The 18,495-nt window shown below is 62.4% G+C and carries 14 protein-coding genes; 7 read left to right on the forward strand and 7 right to left on the reverse strand.

Going from position 1 to position 18,495, the window contains the following annotated elements; all coding sequences use genetic code 11:
* Nucleotides 1–107 precede the first annotated feature (107 nt).
* From A6D6_RS17020 to A6D6_RS17045, 6 genes are all read left to right on the forward strand, one after another.
* Complete coding sequence (locus tag A6D6_RS17020; protein WP_159661356.1) at nucleotides 108–2,816, forward strand: [protein-PII] uridylyltransferase; 2,709 nt, start codon at nucleotides 108–110, stop codon at nucleotides 2,814–2,816.
* A 20-nt stretch (nucleotides 2,817–2,836) separates the two neighbouring features.
* Nucleotides 2,837–4,018: a succinyldiaminopimelate transaminase gene (gene dapC / locus A6D6_RS17025; protein ID WP_159661357.1), complete on the forward strand. Its 1,182-nt coding sequence runs from the start codon at nucleotides 2,837–2,839 to the stop codon at nucleotides 4,016–4,018.
* Between the two features lie 304 nt (nucleotides 4,019–4,322).
* Entirely contained in the window at nucleotides 4,323–4,667 is a 345-nt protein-coding gene (locus tag A6D6_RS17030) for an ArsC family reductase (protein ID WP_159661358.1), read from the forward strand.
* 103 nt (nucleotides 4,668–4,770) lie between these two features.
* Nucleotides 4,771–5,805: a 2,3,4,5-tetrahydropyridine-2,6-dicarboxylate N-succinyltransferase gene (gene dapD, locus A6D6_RS17035; RefSeq protein ID WP_159661359.1), complete on the forward strand. Its 1,035-nt coding sequence runs from the start codon at nucleotides 4,771–4,773 to the stop codon at nucleotides 5,803–5,805.
* 116 nt (nucleotides 5,806–5,921) lie between these two features.
* Nucleotides 5,922–7,049, forward strand: coding sequence for a succinyl-diaminopimelate desuccinylase (gene dapE, locus A6D6_RS17040; RefSeq protein ID WP_159661360.1), 1,128 nt, complete (start codon nucleotides 5,922–5,924; stop codon nucleotides 7,047–7,049).
* 218 nt (nucleotides 7,050–7,267) lie between these two features.
* Complete coding sequence (locus A6D6_RS17045) at nucleotides 7,268–8,839, forward strand: aldehyde dehydrogenase family protein (RefSeq protein WP_159661361.1); 1,572 nt, start codon at nucleotides 7,268–7,270, stop codon at nucleotides 8,837–8,839.
* A 242-nt stretch (nucleotides 8,840–9,081) separates the two neighbouring features.
* Here A6D6_RS17045 and A6D6_RS17050 read toward each other — a convergent pair whose 3' ends face one another.
* Nucleotides 9,082–9,999 carry a DMT family transporter gene (locus A6D6_RS17050; RefSeq protein ID WP_159661362.1) on the reverse strand — a complete coding sequence of 306 codons (918 nt, stop codon included), beginning with the start codon at nucleotides 9,997–9,999 and terminating at the stop codon, nucleotides 9,082–9,084.
* Nucleotides 9,981–10,844, reverse strand: a complete 864-nt coding sequence (locus tag A6D6_RS17055; protein WP_133492545.1) for a Dyp-type peroxidase — start codon at nucleotides 10,842–10,844, stop codon at nucleotides 9,981–9,983. Before A6D6_RS17055 ends, A6D6_RS17050 begins: the two co-directional genes overlap by 19 nt.
* Before the next feature lie 211 nt (nucleotides 10,845–11,055).
* On the opposite strand from A6D6_RS17055, the gene plsB reads away from it, so the two are divergent.
* On the forward strand, nucleotides 11,056–13,566 hold the full coding sequence (gene plsB / locus A6D6_RS17060) for a glycerol-3-phosphate 1-O-acyltransferase PlsB (protein WP_159661363.1): 2,511 nt from the start codon (nucleotides 11,056–11,058) through the stop codon (nucleotides 13,564–13,566).
* 168 nt (nucleotides 13,567–13,734) lie between these two features.
* Here the strand turns inward: plsB and A6D6_RS17065 are convergent, their stop codons facing one another.
* The 5 genes from A6D6_RS17065 to yoaA form a co-directional block, all read right to left on the reverse strand.
* Entirely contained in the window at nucleotides 13,735–14,463 is a 729-nt protein-coding gene (locus tag A6D6_RS17065) for a class I SAM-dependent methyltransferase (RefSeq protein ID WP_236564143.1), read from the reverse strand.
* Nucleotides 14,460–15,275, reverse strand: a complete 816-nt coding sequence (locus A6D6_RS17070) for an undecaprenyl-diphosphate phosphatase (protein ID WP_159661364.1) — start codon at nucleotides 15,273–15,275, stop codon at nucleotides 14,460–14,462. The genes A6D6_RS17065 and A6D6_RS17070 overlap by 4 nt, the downstream gene beginning before the upstream one ends.
* Before the next feature lie 5 nt (nucleotides 15,276–15,280).
* Nucleotides 15,281–15,718: an acyl-CoA thioesterase gene (locus tag A6D6_RS17075; RefSeq protein ID WP_133492542.1), complete on the reverse strand. Its 438-nt coding sequence runs from the start codon at nucleotides 15,716–15,718 to the stop codon at nucleotides 15,281–15,283.
* A complete protein-coding gene (gene tsaB, locus A6D6_RS17080; RefSeq protein WP_133492541.1) occupies nucleotides 15,718–16,395 on the reverse strand; it encodes a tRNA (adenosine(37)-N6)-threonylcarbamoyltransferase complex dimerization subunit type 1 TsaB in 678 nt (225 codons plus the stop codon). The genes A6D6_RS17075 and tsaB overlap by 1 nt, the downstream gene beginning before the upstream one ends.
* A gap of 49 nt (nucleotides 16,396–16,444) precedes the next feature.
* Nucleotides 16,445–18,495, reverse strand: a 2,051-nt coding sequence (yoaA, locus tag A6D6_RS17085; protein ID WP_500778905.1) for a DNA repair helicase YoaA, incomplete at its 5' end; no start/stop codon positions are given.

An 18,495-nucleotide genomic window follows, 5' to 3' on the forward strand; every position in this document is an offset into this window, starting at 1 on the left:
TCACCGGTGGTTTGTGTAGAATGATCGGACGGCACCCACCTCGGTGGCTCGTCCAACCCGGAGGCCGGCCCTGAGCCGGCCCCTTCTTTTATGTGGCAGGTTCCAGCATGACGTTGACGCCCCCTCTGAGTCAGTCAGACCTTCTTACCCGTCTGCGCGATGCCGACCAGCCCGGGCAAGCCGCCCGGGCCTACCTGGAGGAAGGACAGGCGCGCCTGGACGCCGCTTTTGACCAGACCCCGATCGAGGATTTGGTGCACGGCCGCGCCACCCTGGTGGACCGGGTCCTGATCGCCGCCTGGTCCCTGTTCGGTCTGGACGGTTTGAGCGACGCCGCTCTGGTGGCCGTGGGCGGTTATGGCCGCGGCGAGTTGCACCCCTACTCCGATGTGGACCTGATGGTGCTGTTCCGTCAGACCCCCGACGAGCGGGCCTGTGGCTCCCTGGAAGGCTTTGTCGCCTTTCTTTGGGATATCGGCCTGGAAATCGGCCACAGCGTGCGCACCCTTGACGAGTGCGTGGCCCTGGCCGCCGAGGACATCACCGTCGCCACCAATATCATGGAAGCGCGCACCCTGGCCGGCGACGACGCGGTCCTGACCGCCCTGGCCGAGCGCACCGCCCCGGACCGGATGTGGCCGGCGGACCGCTTCTTCGCCGCGAAATGGGACGAGCAGACCGCCCGCCACGCCAAGCACAATGATACCGAGTACAACCTGGAACCGGATCTCAAGAACGCCCCCGGCGGCCTGCGTGACTTTCAGATGATCTCCTGGGTGGCGCGCCGGCATTTCGGTGCCGACAGCATCGACACCATGGTCGAGGCCGGCTTCATCACCCGCAAGGAGCACGCTCTACTGCGAAAATGGCTGGCCGAATTGTGGCGCATCCGCTGGGCCCTGCACTCTCTCACCGGGCGCAACGAGAACCGGCTGTTGTTCGATCATCAACGGCAGTTGGCGGACCGCCTGGGGTACCGGGATTCCGACGCCAACCTGGCGGTGGAGCATTTCATGAAGGGGTTTTACCGGGTGGCCCTGGCCATGTCGGTGTTCAATGAGATGCTGCTGCAATTGTTCGACGAAGCGATTCTGCGCTCCGACACCCCGGACCTCCCCACCCCAGAAAAGAAACGCCCGCTCAACCGCCGCTTCCAGGCGCGTAATGATTACCTGGAAATCAGCGCCCCGGATGTATTCCAGAAGCACCCTTCGGCGATGCTGGAAATGTTCGTGCTGCTGGCCCAGAACCCGGACCTGAAAGGCATCCGCGCGGAGACGATACGCGCGCTGATCGAAGCCCGGCCGACCATCGACGACTCGTTCCGTAACGATCCCGCCAACACCGCCCTGTTCATGCAACTGCTGCGCAGTCCTCACTCGTTGTTCACCCAGTTGCGGCGGATGAAACGCTACGGGCTGCTCGGCAAATACCTTCCCGAGTTCGGCCGCGTCATCGGCATGATGCAGTACGACCTGTTCCATATTTACACCGTCGATGCCCATACTCTGCTGGTGATCAAGAACATGCGCCGGCTGCGCTACGACGACATGCGCGAGACCTTCCCGCTGGCCAGCGAGGTGTTTTACCGGCTGCCCAAACCGGAATTGCTGTACGTGGCCGGCCTTTATCACGACATCGCCAAGGGCCGTGGCGGCGATCACTCCGAACTGGGGGCCGAGGACGCCATCGCCTTTTGCCAACGCCATGGCCTCAGCAGCTGGGACGGTAAACTGGTGGCCTGGCTGGTCCGCAACCATCTGACCATGAGCGTCACTGCCCAGCGCAAGGATATTTCCGACCCGGACGTGGTACACGAATTCGCCCGCGTGGTCGGCGATCTGGTGCACCTGGACTACCTCTACGTGCTCACCGTGGCGGACATCAACGCCACCAACCCGAGTCTTTGGAATTCCTGGCGCGCTTCGTTGTTGCGCCAGCTGTACGTGGAAACCAAGCGCGCCCTGCGCCGCGGCCTGAACAATCCGCTGGACAAACAGGACTGGATCGACGAGACCCACGAAGCGGCCCTCAAGATGCTGGTGGATCGCGATCAGGACCCACAAGCGGTGGAAGCACTGTGGGCCAACATCGGCGATGAGTATTTTCTTCGCGAAACCCCCTGGGACATCGCCTGGCACACCGAGGCCCTGCTCGGCCGCCCCAATCCGCAAGATCCACTGGTATTGATCCGCGAAAATCAGATGGGCCAGGGGCAAACCGAGGGCGGCTCGCAAATCTTCATCTACACGCCCGATACCCAGAATCTGTTTGCCGCCACCGTGAACGCGCTCGACGCCCTGGGCCTGACCATCATGGACGCCCGCATCATCACCAGCGCCGATGGCTTCAGTCTGGATACTTATATCGTTCTGGACGAGCATGGCACGCCGATTGGTGACGATTGGCCGCGCATCGAACACATCCGTCAGACCCTGACCGAGACGCTCAAGCACCCTGAGCAATTCGGCACCACGGTAAGCCGGCGCATGCCCCGCCGGCACAAGCACTTCGATGTGCCAACCCAGGTGGTGATCAGCAACGACATCGTCAATGACCGCACCGTGGTGGACATCCACACCCTGGACCGTCCCGGCCTGCTGGCCCACATCGGCCGCATCTTCGTGCAGTTCGAGCTGCTGGTGCAGAACGCCCGCATCGCCACTCTCGGGGAGCGGGTCGAGGACGTGTTCTTCGTTACCGACCTCAACGGCGATCCGGTATCCGACCCGGAGCTGTGCCAGCACCTGCAGGACACGCTCATGCGGGAACTGGACAAGCGCAATCAGAACGACACTTTTTCCACCACTATTTGATCAAGGAGCGCCGGCGCCTCATGAATCCGGATTTGGAGCAGCTGCACCCCTACCCTTTTGAAAAACTGGCGACGCTGTTCAATAACCTGCCCGCCTCGGACCAATCCCCGGTGTCGTTTTCCATCGGCGAACCACAGCATCCGGCGCCGGAATTCGTGCAACAAGTGCTACGCGAGAATACCGGTTTATTGTCCCGCTATCCGGCCACCAACGGCCTGCCGGAACTGCGCCAGGCCATCGCCGACTGGCTGGTACGCCGCTTCAAGCTGACCTCGGTGGACCACGACCGGCAGGTGATTCCTGTGAACGGTACCCGCGAAGCGCTGTTCGCCTTCACCCAGGCCCTGTTGGACCGGCAGCGCCGGCCGCTGGTACTGATGCCCAACCCCTTCTATCAGATCTACGAAGGCGCCACTCTGCTCGGCGGTGGCGAGCCGGTGTACCTGCCCTGCACCAGCGCCTCCGGCCTGCAACCGGATTTCGACGCGGTCGGCGAGGACGTATGGATTCGCACTCAGCTGCTGTTCATCTGCACCCCCGGCAACCCCACTGGCGCCACCCTTTCCAAGGCACAACTCAAAGCGCTGATCCAACTGGCGGACAAGTACGATTTCGTCATCGCCTCCGATGAGTGCTACTCGGAAATCTATCAGGACAAGGCACCCGCCGGCCTGCTGCAGGCCTGCGCGGAAATGGGCCGCCACGACTACCGCCGCTGCGTGGTGTTCCATTCCCTGTCCAAGCGCTCCAACCTGCCAGGGTTGCGTTCCGGTTTCGTCGCCGGTGATGGCGAAATCCTGCAACGGTTCCTGCGCTACCGCACCTATCACGGCTGCGCCATGCCGGTCCATCATCAGCTGGCCAGCATCGCCGCCTGGAACGACGAAAGCCACGTGCAAACCAACCGCGCTCTGTATGTGGAAAAATTCCGCGCGGTGCTGGACATTCTCGGTGACGTACTTAAGGTATCCGCCCCGGACGCGGGCTTTTACCTGTGGCCGCGCACGCCCATCGACGACGAGAGTTTCGCCCGTCAACTGAAGGCGGAAGAGAACGTCACCGTGTTGCCCGGCCGCTACCTGTCCCGCACCGTGGACGGCCGCAACCCGGGCAGCAACAGAGTGCGCATGGCCCTGGTGGCGGAACTGGACCAGTGCGTGGAAGGCGCCGAGCGCATACGTGCGCTGATCAAGCGTCTGTAAGAGCCTGTTCATGATCTCTACGCCGCCGCGTTGCTGCTGGAAAAGCCGCCAGAGGGCGTCACGGACTGCAGGCTTTGGTGGGGCCAAAGGCAAAGGCCGGGGCGTCCTCTGGCGGCTTTTCCAGCACAACCCGAAGGGCCGGGTCCCTTTTGCCGCCAGATCGCGATTACGCTTGTTTATGTAGAATGACTACACCGCACAATCGGAATCACGACCTGACGACAAAATGAACTCCGGCGCGGCGTCGTAGAGATCATGAACAGGCTCTTAGAGCGTGTATTCGAGCACAGCAAGGAGTTTAACCGTGGCCACTACCCTTTACGGCATCAAGAACTGCGACACCATGAAGAAAGCCCGGGTCTGGCTCGACGACCAGGGCGTGCAGTACGTGTTTCACGATTACAAAAAGGAAGGCGTGCCGGAAGCGGAATTACGCCACTGGATCGACGCCCTCGGCTGGGAAACCGTGATCAACCGTCGCGGCACCACGTGGCGTAAACTGGATCAGAACCTGCGCGACAATATGGACGCCGAACAGGCCGTGACCGTGGCACGGGACAATCCATCCATTATTAAACGGCCGATCCTCCAGCACGGAGAGGCCCTGGTGGCCGGCTTCAACGCCGACCAATGGAAAGAAATGATTTAAAACGCCGGACGCAGACGCTCGACGCCGGACGCACCCACGAAAAAACGGGGTTTAAGCGTCAGGCGTCCGGCGTCGGGCATCCAGCGAAACACTGGAGACTGTTATGAGCACGATTTTCGCCTTCGCCCTGGGTTGCGGCACCAAGAACCGCGATGATAACTGGCTGGAAGTGTTTTATCCGGATCCCTACCTGAATCCGGATCCCAAACTGATTGAGGTCGTGCGTGAGGAAGTGGGCTACCAGGGCGGCAATGCCGCCCTGGAACTGACCCATCGCCAGGTACAGCACCTGGCCCGGGAATGGCGTGAAGCCGGTTTCGAGCATGAGGCCAGCTACGCGGTGGCGTTCCAGGAATCCGAGCGCCCGGTGGTGCTCACCATCCTGGAAACCGACGCCGAGCCGGCCTCCACCCCGGAAGCCTATCTGAAACTGCACCTGCTCTCTCATCGTCTGGTCAAACCCCACGGCGTGATCCTCGGCGGCATCTTCCCGCTGCTGCCGAACGTGGCCTGGACCAACGAAGGCGCGGTGGATCTGGAAGAACTGCCGGAGCGTCAACTGCTGGCCCGTCTCAACGGCAAACTGCTGGAAGTGAACAGCGTCGACAAGTTCCCGAAAATGACCGATTACGTGGTTCCCGCCGGCGTACGTATCGCCGACACCGCCCGGGTCCGCCTCGGCGCCTATGTGGGCGAAGGCACCACCATCATGCACGAGGGCTTCATCAACTTTAACGCCGGCACCGAAGGCCCGGGCATGATCGAAGGCCGTATTTCCGCCGGCGTATTCGTCGGCAAGGGCTCCGATATTGGCGGTGGCGCGTCCACCATGGGCACGCTGTCCGGCGGCGGCAACATCGTCATTTCCCTGGGCGAAGGCTGCCTGCTCGGCGCCAACGCCGGCACCGGCATTCCCCTGGGTGATCGTTGCACCATTGAGGCCGGTCTCTACATCACTTCCGGCACGAAAGTGGAAGTACTGGACGAAGATGGCGCCGTGGTCGACACCGTCAAGGCCCGGGATCTGGCCGGCAAATCCGACCTGCTGTTCCGCCGCAACTCGGAAACCGGCGCGGTGCAGTGCCGGACCAACAAGAGCGCCATCGCGCTGAACGAAGAGCTGCACAAGCATAATTGACGCCGGACGCCGGACGCCGGACGCCGGACGCCGGACGCCGGACGCAGCCCTTTGTCTTTTAAACGTCAAGCGTCCGGCCCTTATGCAAGCCGCCTGTAAACAAAGCTGGAGCTTCCATGAGCAAAACCCTCGAGTACGCCCGGGAACTGATCCGCCGCCCTTCCGTCACACCGGTGGACGAAGGCTGCCAGGACTGGATGATCGAAAAGCTGGAAGCCCTGGGGTTCCAGTGCGAAACCCTGTGGTTCGAGGAAGTGCGTAATCTGTGGGCGCGGCGCGGCGACGGTGGCCCCTTGTTTGTATTCGCCGGGCATACCGATGTGGTGCCGACCGGTGAGCCCACGGAATGGACTCATGATCCGTTCACCCCGACGATCGACGGTGACCTGCTCTATGGCCGTGGCGCGGCGGACATGAAAGGCTCCATCGCCGCCATGCTGGTGGCGGTGGAGGAGTTCGTCGCTGCTCATCCCGATCATAACGGCAGCATCGGCTTTTTGATCACCGCCGACGAGGAAGGCCCATCGGTGAACGGTACCGTCAAGGTGGTGGAGTATCTGCGAGGACGCGACGAAGCCATCGACTATTGTCTGGTGGGCGAGCCTTCCTCCACCGACACCGTCGGCGATGTGATTAAAAATGGCCGGCGCGGCTCCCTCGGTGCCGTGCTCACGGTCAAAGGCATCCAGGGCCATGTGGCCTACCCGCACCTGGCCCGCAATCCGGTGCATCAGGCCACGCCCGCCCTGGCGGAACTGGCGGCCGAGGAATGGGATCAGGGCAACGATTTCTTTCCCGCCACCAGCTTCCAGATCTCCAACATTCAGGCCGGCACCGGCGCCACCAACGTGATTCCGGGCCAGTGCCGGGTGCTGTTCAATTTCCGCTTCTCCACCGAACTAACCGAAGCCCTTCTGCGTGAACGCACCGAGGCGATTCTGGACAAACACGGCCTGGACTACGACTTGCAGTGGACCTTGTCCGGCCAACCCTTCCTGACCGATCGCGGTGCCCTGGTGGACGCCACCGTGGCGGCGATTCGCCAGGAAACCGGCCGCGATACCGAGTTGTCCACCGCCGGCGGCACCAGTGACGGCCGTTTCATTGCCCCCACCGGGGCTCAGGTAGTGGAACTTGGCCCGGTGAACGCCACCATCCACAAGGTGGACGAACATACCAGCGTCAGCGAACTGGATACTCTCACCGGAATCTACCGCCGGGTGCTGGAAAACCTTCTGGTCTGACTTATCAGGTCGCTCCGAAGCCGCTGTGGGAAGCTTGCTGGCAAGCGAATATTGTCAACGCCCGAAGGAACCCCATTCGCTTGCCAGCAAGCTTCCCACGGCGGTTCTCATCCCTGGCGCCCAGTGCCCCCCTCCCCGGCGCCCCGGCCATGGCATGGTTTTCGCGATCACGCCACCATTATCGCCAGTGATTCAACATTGCCGCCGGAGCCATAACCATGAGCGTCGTGATCGACACCAACCCCGCCACGGGCAAAGCCGTCGCCGAACTCAATGAAACCGACCTCGCCACTTTGCCCGGCCGCTTTGAGAAGGCGCGCCAGGCGCAGCGAATCTGGGCCGCCAAATCGTTCAAGGAAAGGGCGGTCCACATCAAGCGCATGCGCGATTACATTCGCGATAACGCCGAGGGACTCGCCCGGGTGGTGAGCGAAAGCAACGGCAAGACCCTGGTCGATGCCCTGGCCACCGAAGTGTTGCCCTGTGCCCTCGCCTGCCAGTGGTATGGCCGTAACGCGGAGAAGGTACTGGCGTCGAAACGCCGCTCCGGCGGCAGCCTGTTATTCGCCAATAAGCGCACCGAGATTCGCCGCCTGCCCCTGGGCGTGGTGGGCATCATCAGCCCCTGGAACTATCCGCTGTCGATTCCGTTCGGCGAAATCATCATGGGCCTGATGGCCGGTAACGCCGTACTGCTGAAGGTGGCCGCCGCCACTCCGGCGGTGGGTCGCGCCATCGAGGGCATCGTCGAGGCCGGCCAATTACCGGACGGGCTGTTCCAGCATATCGTCGGTTCCGGCTCGGCGGTGGCCACCGCCTTCTTTGAAAACGGCGTGGACAAGCTGTTCTTCACCGGCAGCGTCAACGCCGGCAAGGTGCTGATGGCCCAGGCGGCGCGAACACTGACGCCGCTGTCGCTGGAGCTGGGCGGCAACGACCCGATGATCGTGCTGGCCGACGCCGACCTGGAACGGGCCACCAACGGCGCCGCCTGGGCCGGCTATCAAAACGCCGGGCAAAGCTGCGGCGGTGTCGAGCGCGTTTATGTGGAAGCGTCGGTGTACGATGACTTCGTCGAGTTATTGGCGAAGAAAACCCGTGCCCTGCGCCACGGTCCCGGCAACGATACAAGCATCCCGGTGGATATTGGCAGCCTCACCACCGAGGGTCAGAAATGCACGGTGGAACAGCATCTGGAAGACGCTCTCGCCAAAGGCGCGCGTATCGAGGCTCAGTCACGACCAGTGGGCGACGTGGAAAACGGCTATTTCCTGCCCGCCACGCTACTCACCCAGGTCACGGACGACATGCTGGTGATGCGCGAGGAAACCTTCGGCCCGATCATTGCCGTCACCGCCGTCGCCAACGTCGAGAAAGCCCTGGAAAAAGCCAACGATTCGAAACTGGCGCTGACCTCCTCGATCTGGACCCGCGACAACAAAAAGGGCCGTGCCCTCGCCGCCCGGCTGGAATCCGGCGTCACCACCCTCAATGACCACCTCTACAGCCATGGCCTGTCGGAAACACCCTGGGGCGGCTGGAAGGAATCTGGTATCGGCCGCACCCACGGCCCCGAAGGCCTGGAGGAAATGACCCACGTCAAAGCCATTAATTGGGACCTGCTCCCGGCCAAACGTAACCTCTGGTGGTACCCCTTCGACCGCGCCACCTACAAAGGATTGCTCAACGCCCTGCGTTTCGCCTTCCCCAAAAACCCGCTGCAATGGCTCGGCGCCAGCCTGAAGCTGACTCCGTTCCTGGTCTGGAAAATGTTTGGGAAACAGAAATAAACAGAGTTGACAGTTGATAGTGGACAGTTGACAGCGGAAAACAAAAACAGGTGATCTTTAGCCGCTGTGGGAAGCTTGCTTGCAAGCGAATGGGGCTCGTTCAGGCGCTTGACGGCATTCGCTTGCAAGCAAGCTTCCCACAGAAAAGGCATGAATCGACTTTGTTGATACGCAAATGGCTTTTGCACTTCCGCATTTCTTTCCGCTGTCAACTGTCCACTATCAACTGTCAACAGCTCTTATCATTCCCAGATAACAATCAATAGTCCGCTGACCACGATCAGGCCAATACCGGCCCAGGTCCAGGCGTCGGGGAAGTCGCCGAAGATCAGCCAGCCCAGGGTAACGGCGGAGACCATTTCCATATAACTGACCGGGGACAACACCGGGGCACTGGCGTACTCGAAGGCACGGATGATGAGGAAGTGCGCCAATGCGCCCACCGACCCCATCAACAGCATCAGCCCCCAGCTGGCGGGCTCCGGCCAGCGCCAGACCAGCGGCACGACCAGACTGAGCACCGCCAGACCGAATACCGAGGTGTAAAACAGAGTCACCGAGGGGCGGCCGCTGCCGGACAGGCGCCGGGTGGTGAGTTGGTAAAGTCCATAGGACACGCCCGCCCCCAAGCCCAGCAAGGAAGCCCAGTGGAACTCCCCCCAGCCGGGACGGATCACCACCAGAGTGCCAAGAAAACCCACCGCCACCGCGATCCAGCGACGCGGGCCGGCGCTTTCCCCCAGAATCAGGGGTGCCAGAGCGGTACTGACCAGCGGCCCGAGAAACGCCAGAGCCAGGGCATTGGCGAGCGGCAAAAAGGCAATGGCACCGAAATAACAAAGAGTGGTACTGAGCAGGAAAGCACTGCGGATAACCTGCAGACCGGCATGGTGGGGAATCAACGCGGACAACGGCAGACGCCATAATAACAACGCGCCCAGCAGCAGAAAATGGAACAGATAGCGAGCCCAGGTGACCTGAACCACGTGGTACTCATCGCTGAGGTATTTGGCCAGACTGTCCATCACCGGCAAGATGCCGACGCCGGCGGCCATCAGCAGGACGCCGGTAAGGGGGCGCGGAGCCGGCACCGTTGCGGGCGGCGGCGCGACGCCGTCCTGCCCGCCCGCTTGGCGGCCGTTCAGAGTGCGCTCAGCCATTCCTGACTGGGCGCGTACCACCAGGAACCCGTGACCGGCCTGCTGTAATCCAGCAGGCGATCGCGGACGCCATCGATCATGCCGTACATCCGCCGCAGCAGGAACTCAAAACGTTCCCGTTCACAGGTGAATGCAATGAAGTAGGAACCGTGTTCGGTGGTGGTGCCATAAGGCACCGACCGGCGCCAGATTTTCTGTGGCACACCCTCATGATCCACGTCGGTGCGGCCCACATGGGAATTGTCCGGCATGCTCTCTTCATCGAACTCCACCGCGTCGACTTTGGTGCGGCCGAACACCTTTTCCTGCTCTTCCACCGGCAAAGCCTGGAAGTTTTCCAGCTTGTGCACCCATTTCTGCGTGATCATCCAACTGCCACCCGCTCCGGGTTGTCCCTCCGGAATCACCGCCGCGGCCAGGGCCTTGTCGCCGGTGGGGTTGCCGATGCCATCGACGAAGCCGGACAGATCGCGCATATCGTGGTAAACAAAACCCTGCACTTCCAGCTGCAACGCCAGGGCCGCGCGCAACCGCCGTGACGCCGCCAGGCCGGTATCGAACAGGTCACTGGGGTTCTCCGCCTGGATCCAGATCAGCAAGTCCCCCTGGGTGGAGGGCGCCTTGCCCTCCAGAGAAAACGGCGGGAAGGTGAAGGCCCGTGACAGCTTCCGCCATAACCCGGGACCGAACGCCATCAACAACGGGGTATTGGCTGGTGCCCGCGCTAGCACCTCGCGCAAAGCCAGGCGAATCTCGTCCATGTCGGCGCCCGCGCCGAGGGCAAACTCAAGAAAAAGATGATGGGTATAGTGACGGTCAAACAGGCCGGCCTGGTGCTCGAACACGGGTTACTCCTTTAATACGGGGGTATCGCGAATCAGGATGATCGCGGATTGCGAACGGAAATACCATACGAGCGGCAAGGTTAATCGATTCGGGCAAGGCCATGACCGCGGACGCGGCCGGGCGCCGCGCCAGTGCGAATCATCATGGTGGGCGCTCCCGGCCCCGGTCCGGTAGAATCGACCTCTACCCGGATACCCAAGAGCTCGCTTTATGAGTCCATGGCTAGGCCTCGACCGACTGTTGTTTTTGCTGATCCGCGCCTTCATGCGGCTGTGCACCCGTGCCACCGCGCTACCGGCGGATCCCGAAGAACTGCAACTGGACCCGAACAAACCGGTGGTCTATGTAATGCGCGACCGTTCCGTGGCGGACGCGGCGGTGGTGCATCAGGCCACCCGAAAGCAGAAACTGAGCCCCGCCAATTCCTCTCTCAGTCTGGGCAAACAGCATCTGCGCCGCAGCTATTTCTACCTGTATAAGCGCGGAGTGACCGGCACTCGTCAACGGGATGCCCTGGTGCCGCCACGCCTGCGGAAACTGGTGCGCGCCCTGCACGACAACCCGGACATGGACGTGCAACTGGTGCCGGTGTCGGTGTTCTGGGGACGACAGCCGGAAAAAGAAAACTCCCTGTGGCGGATTCTGTTCTCCGATACCTGGGCACCACCGGGTTTCATCAAGAAGTTTCTTATCATCCTCACCCAGGGCCGGGATCTGTACCTGCAGTTCAGCCCGCCGGTGTCCCTGCGCGTGCTCGCCGACCAATCCGATGACGAGGATCAGGTGGTACGCAAGACCTCCCGTGTTCTGCGGGTGCACTTCCGCCGTCAGCAGGAAGCGGCCATCGGCCCCGACTTGTCTCACCGGCGCACCCTGACCAACGACATCATTCAGTCTCCGGCGGTACGTCAGGCCATCCAGGAGGAGATGGCCAGCAGCGAGGACAAGGAAGAGAAAGTCACCGCCCGCGCCCGTGGCTACGCGCTGGAAATCGCCGCCGATTATTCCCACACGGTAATCCGGGCGCTGGAGCTGTTTCTCAACTGGCTATGGAACCGCCTTTACGATGGCATTCGTCTCTACAATCTGGACAATCTGACCCAGGTGGCGCGAGACCACGAGGTCATCTATGTGCCCTGCCACCGCAGCCACATCGACTATTTATTGCTGTCGTTCGTGGTCTACCGGAACGGCCTGGTGCCCCCGCACATCGCCGCCGGCATCAATCTCAATCTGCCGGTGGTGGGCACCATTCTGCGACGTGGCGGCGCCTTCTTCATGCGCCGCAGCTTCCGCGACAATCCGCTCTACTCAGCGGTGTTCTATGAGTATTTGCACACCATCACCGCGCGCGGATTTTCCATCGAATACTTCATCGAAGGCGGCCGCAGCCGCAGCGGCCGCATGTTGCAGCCACGCACCGGCATGCTGGCGATGACATTGCGCAGTTTTCTCCGTGACGCCCGTAAGCCAATTGCCTTCGTGCCCGTTTATGTGGGTTACGAAAAGGTCATCGAAGGTGGTTCCTATATTGGCGAGCTGCATGGCAAGAAAAAGAAAAAGGAATCCGTTTTCGGTCTGCTGAAATCCGTGAAGGTGCTGCGCAGCCACTTCGGTCAGGTGCATGTGAACTTCGGTGAACCGATCAAGCTGGTGGACTTCCTTGATGACCACCGGGAAGGATGGCGCGCCGAGACCCTGAGCGCCCAGGAGTCACCAGACTGGTTCAAACACGCGGTCAACGCCTTGGGCCAGGAGGTGGCCACGCGCATCAACGCCGCCGCGGTGGCCAATCCGGTCAACCTGATCAGTCTGGCACTATTGGCAACGCCCAAACACACCATGGATCTGCAACAGCTGCGGCAGCAATTGCAGCTGTACATCACGCTGCTGAACGAAGCGCCCTACAGTGACACCGCCTGCCTGGCGGACACCGACGCCGATACCCTGATCGAATACGGGCTCAAGCACGAGTTTCTGCTGCGGGTGTCCCACCCTCTCGGTGATGTGGTCACCACGGATCCGGCCACCGCGCTGCAGATGGCCTACGTGCGCAACAACAGCCTGCATTTGTTCGTATTGCCGGGATTGATTTGTTCGCTGTTCTTCAATGCCCGCAGCCTGAGTCAGGATACCCTGCACCGCATGGTCGCCCTGCTCTACCCGTTCTTCCGTAACGAGTATTTCCTGCACTGGCAGGAAGGCGACGAACTGACCGACGCCGTCAATCGCATTGTCGGTATGCTGGAAGCGCACGGTCTGGTTGAACGGAACGGCGACTGTTTGCACGGCGCGCCAATTCACACCGTGGCATCGGATATGCTGGCTCATCTGGGGCAAACGGTGATGCCGTCGCTGGAACGGTATTACCTGACCATTCGCCTGCTGGTGCAATACGGTGGCGGCCGGCTGGAAGCGGAGCAACTGGCGGAACTGGCCAGCCGCACCACGCAAAGGCTGTCGCTGCTGTATGAATTCAACTCACCGGAGTTTTTCGACAAGGTGGTGTTGCGCACCTTCATCCAGCAGCTGCTGGATACCGGGCTGGTGTGGAAGGACGAGGCCGGCATGCTGCAGTTCGGCGACCATCTGCGAGCTCTCGATGACGAGGCCCGCCGTATCCTCAGTACCGACGTCAGCCAGGCGATCCAGCGGGTGACACGGGTCCCGGAGCTGGAACGCGCCCTGGCGGAGGAGCCGGACAGCCAGACGTCCGCTTAAAGAGGTCGCGGTCCGTAAACCAGTGACGTCCCACCGTTGCGGACCTGCTCTTTTGCGGGCAACCCCATTCGCGAGCAAGCTCGCTTCCCACAGAGGCTTCGGAACACCGCTGTGGGAAGCGAGCTTGCTCGCGAATGAGGGGTGACCTCGATCTCTTTTCAGCGCTCATCACGTGTAAACATCGAAGCGAACGGTCTTTCCCTCGAGACTGTGCGAAGCCGCCACCGCCGCCAGCGGCGGCGCCCGGCGCGGGCGCTTGACCACCACCTTGCGGGCATCCAATCCCCGCGCCAGCGCCAGTAGCGCCTGTTCTTCGTCCTGGTCCGGGTACCGGCAAAGCTGCTGTAACCAGCGCAGATCCTGTTTCACCGCCGCGCTTTTCTCCCTGGGCGGGAACATCGGATCAAGAAACACCGCGTGGAACGGCCCGGTCAACGCGGCCACCAGGTCCCGCGCATCCGATAGCGGCAACAGCGTGAGATGGGATGCCAACGGCGTGCCGGCGGCACGAGCCAAACCATCCACCAGCAAGGCGTGCAACACCGGCTCGCGTTCCACCATCAGAACCTGAAAACCGGCCTGAGCCATCAACGCGGAATCGCGCCCGAGACCGGTGGTGAGATCACAAACCCGCGCCGGCGTCCCGATGACTTTCCCCAGCGCCTTGATCAACCGCTCATGACGCACCCGGTCCGCCGCCAGGCGATACCCCTGGCGGCCACCGAGGAAATCCACGCACAAAGGCGCCGCCTTCCGTGCCGGCGCCCACAAGGAGAGACGGTCGTCGACGCGCCCCAACACCAGTTCAACGCCTTGCTCCCGGGCCCGCTCCGCATCCTCAAGACGGGGAACGTCCTTCAGATCCGGGGCGCCGGGGAGACAGGCCAGCGGTATCAAGACAGCACCGTTCCCGAATAAATAACGTAGAACAGCACGCCGCCGAGCAGCAGCCGATAAACCATGAACGGCAGCATGCCAATGCGATCCAGCAGGCGCAGGAAAAACACAATGGTCAGATAAGCGACTACCCCACTGACCGCCACGCCCAGGATCAGATGCAGCCAGTCCACCGGCACCGCACTCTCCGCCAGATCCTTGGCCTTGAGCAGGCCGGCGCCAAGAATCACCGGTATCGACATCAGAAAGGAAAAGCGGGCCGCGTCTTCACGGCGAAAGCCCAACGCCAGCGCCGCGGTGATGGTGACACCGCTGCGCGAGGTGCCGGGGATCAAGGCCAGCGCCTGCGCCACGCCAATCAGCAAGGCGCTGCCCACGCCCATCGTTTCGGTACCACGCCGACGCGCACCCAGCACGTCGGCGAGCCACAGCAGTACCCCGAAGAGCACCGTGGTGACCGCGATCACCGTGGCCGAGCGCAGCTCGTTTTCGATCAGATCCTTGGCCAGAAAACCGGCGGCCACCGCCGGAATCGTCGCCAACCCCACCAGCAGGGTCAGACGCAGCTCGTTGTTCATGGTGCCGGTGCGGATTCCCTTGAGGCTGCCGCCGGTCATCGCCACCAGATCCCGGCGGTAATACACCACCACCGCCAACAGGGTTCCCAGGTGCACCGCCACGTCAAAGGCCAGCCCCTGATCGGGCCAGCCGAACAACGCCGAGGGCAGAATCAAATGAGCGGAGCTGGAGATGGGCAGGAATTCGGTAAGCCCCTGAATCAGGGCCAGGATAACGGCTTGAAAAGCATCCATTCGGCTCAGTCTTCCCGGGCGGTAAGTTGGTAACCGGACAAAAATTCCGGCGGCATGCGGCGAGGTTTACCGGAATCCAACGCCACGCATACCCAGCGAGTGCGGCCACGCAGCAGCGTCAGGCCATCGGATTCACGGATGATTTGGTAACGGCGGGTAATGCTGATACGTTCGTCGTTCTCCACGATCCAGGTACCGATCAGCAATGACTCCCCTTCAAACGCCGGCGCCAGATAATCCACTTCGGTACGGCGCGCCACCATGCCCCGGTTGAGCTGCTGGTATTTATCCCAGCCCAGCCCCAGCGCCTGGGTGTGGTGCCAGGCGATCTGCTCCATGAAACGCAGATACTCGGTGTTGTTGACGTGGCCCATGACATCAATCGCCTGCTTCGGCACCACCACCTGCAGATGGTGCACGTCCGGCAAATCCCACTCGATCATTACTTTCTCCCTATCTGAACCACCCGATCGCGCAAATAAACCGGCTGCGCCTGCTCCGCCGGCACGGTGCGACCTTCCCGTACCGCCGCCACCGCCAGCCGGGCCACGGTGGCCGCGCGAGGCATCGCCTCGGCGTCCATTCCGGCCCAGGTCAGCCGGCCGCTCAGCGCGTCCTGATAAATCGCTCCGGAGCCAGCCAGCAGCCAGTCGCCGCCGTCCAGCACGGGAACCTGTTCCGGTGCGAATACGCCCTCGTCACACAGCGGTTCCGCTTCATCCCCGCCGCAGCGATAAGCGCCGAAATAGACTTCACCCATGCGTGCGTCGAACGTCGCGGCGATCCGCCGAAAGCGGGGCTGGAGATCATGGGCAGCCAGGGCACAGGATGCCAGGGTGGAGACCCCGACCACCGGCAAGTCCAGTGAAAAGGCCAGCCCCTGCACCACCGAGGTGGCGACGCGTACCCCGGTGAAGGAGCCCGGGCCCTGGCCAAACGCCAGCGCATCCACCGAGGAGAGTTCGATACCCGCTTCCGCCAGGAGTTCCTCCACCATCGGCAATACCCGTTCGGTTTGCCGGCGCGCCCCGGGCTCGAACTTTTCCAATACGGCACCGTCCTGCCATAGCGCCACGGAGCAGGCGTCAGTGGCGGTTTCGATGGCGACAATACGGGTCATTGGCTGGCTACTCCCGAGAAGGCGGCTGAGCCGATGCGGCGGAACACGGTCAGCGATTCCTGATGTAATCGAAAAAACGTTTCACCACCTCCAGCTTGCGGGTGCGGGTCATGCCCGGCAAGCTGTCGATGAACATGCGCCCGTAGCCCTTGCTAAGCAGGCGCGGATCCGCCACCACCAGCAGGCCGGTGTCCCGCGGGTCGCGAATCAGACGGCCAGCCCCTTGACGCAGGGCCAATACCGCCTGCGGCAGCTGGTAATCACGAAAGGCGTTACCGCCATTGCGATTAATGTACTCGATGCGAGCCGCCGCCACCGGATCGCCCGGTGAGGCGAATGGCAGCTTGTCGATTATGACACAGCTGAGCGCGTCGCCCCGCACGTCGATGCCTTCCCAGAAGCTGCTGGTGCCGAGCAGCACCGCGTTGCCCAAACGCCGGAATTCGTCCAGCAATTCCCGCCGACCGGCCTCGCCCTGCACCAGCAACGGGTAACTCAGACGCTGGCGCAGAATACCGGCGGCTTCGCGCAACGCCCGGTGGCTGGTGAACAGAAAGAACGTCCGCCCTTCGGCGGCTTCGATCACCGGCACCATGGCTTCGGCCAGCGCGGCGGTATAGTTCGGCGACGACGGCGGCGGCAGGCCATCCGGGGCGTAGAACACCGCCTGGCGCTTAAAGTCGAACGGGCTCTCCAGACGCAGCGTCTCGGCCTCGTCCAGTCCCAGCCGCTTCTGTAAATGCTCAAAACGACCCGCCACCGACAGGGTGGCGGAGGTCAGCACCCAGGCGCACGGATGCTGCTCCCGCTGAGCCCGCAGTTGCGCCGCCACCGACAACGGCGTGCCGTGCAGCACCACGGTGCGGCGGAACGTCTCGAACCAATAGACCCGATTCGGTGCCTGCGCCTCCAACAAATTCTCCAGAGTACGCAGGTGCTCCCAGGCGCGCCGGGCACAGGCCTCCAATCCCCGGCTGGCCTTGGCATGGGGTTTGAGGAAAGCGTCCAGTTCCGAGGCGGCTTCGCGCAGCACCTGCCCCGCTTCCTGTACTACCTCCAACTCCGCCACCTCGGACCAGGGGGCACGGCGCTCCTGTTCGCCAAGAGCAAGCCGGAAGTCCTGGCAAGCCTTGTCCAGGGCACTGATGCGGCGATTCAGTTCGCCCACGTCCATGGCACTGCTGGACGCCTCCGACAGGCTGTCCCGACCCAATTCCTGCAATTGCCGGGTACTCAGCGAATCACCGAAGAAATTGGCCGCCACCTCCGGCAATTGGTGTGCCTCGTCGAAGATCACCGCGTTGACGCTGGGCAGCAGCTCGCTCACCCCTTCCCCACGCAGAGCCGCGTTGGCGAAGAACAGGTGGTGATTGACCACCACCAGATCCGCTTCCTGTGCTTCCCGCCGGGCATTCATCAGCGGACACTCGGAATGGCGCGGGCACTCCGTGCCCAGACAATTGTCCGCGGTACTGGTGACCCAGGGCCATACTGGCGCATCCTCCGGAAGCTGCTTCAGCTCGGCAATGTCGCCGGTGCGGGTGCGACCGGCCCAATGGGCCACCACCTGTAATTGCTCGGCGGTTTCCCGGGTCAGGAAACGGGCCTCTTCCTGGTGCAGTTCCAGGCGATAGGGGCACAAGTAGTTGGCGCGTCCCTTCAGCAGCGCCACCTTGCGCGGTACCGGCAGTGCCTTGAGTACCACCGGCAGGTCCTTGAAGAACAGCTGATCCTGGAGACTCTTGGTGCCGGTGGAAACCAACGTCGGGCCGTCGCCGAGCAACGCCGGCAACAGATAGGCCAGAGTCTTGCCGGTACCGGTTTCCGCCTCCACCAGCAAAGTGCCATGGGAACGGATCGCCGCGTCCACCGCGTCGGCCATGCGCAACTGGGGCTCACGGGGACGATAATCGTCCAGCAGGCGGCCCATATGGTCGGCATCGTTAAGCAATTCGCTGGCGCGAGTCACGGCGTATCCTTGAACCGGTCGGGAAAGGTCGCCGGGGCATGCCGGCAACATCGGGTCGGGTGGCAGAGGATAGCGGATATCGGAGAGAGAGGCCAAAGGAGGACGCCGGACGCCGGACGCCGGACGCCGGA

The sequence above is a fragment of the Alcanivorax xiamenensis genome, assembly GCF_009846745.1.
Lineage (GTDB): Bacteria > Pseudomonadota > Gammaproteobacteria > Pseudomonadales > Alcanivoracaceae > Alloalcanivorax > Alloalcanivorax xiamenensis.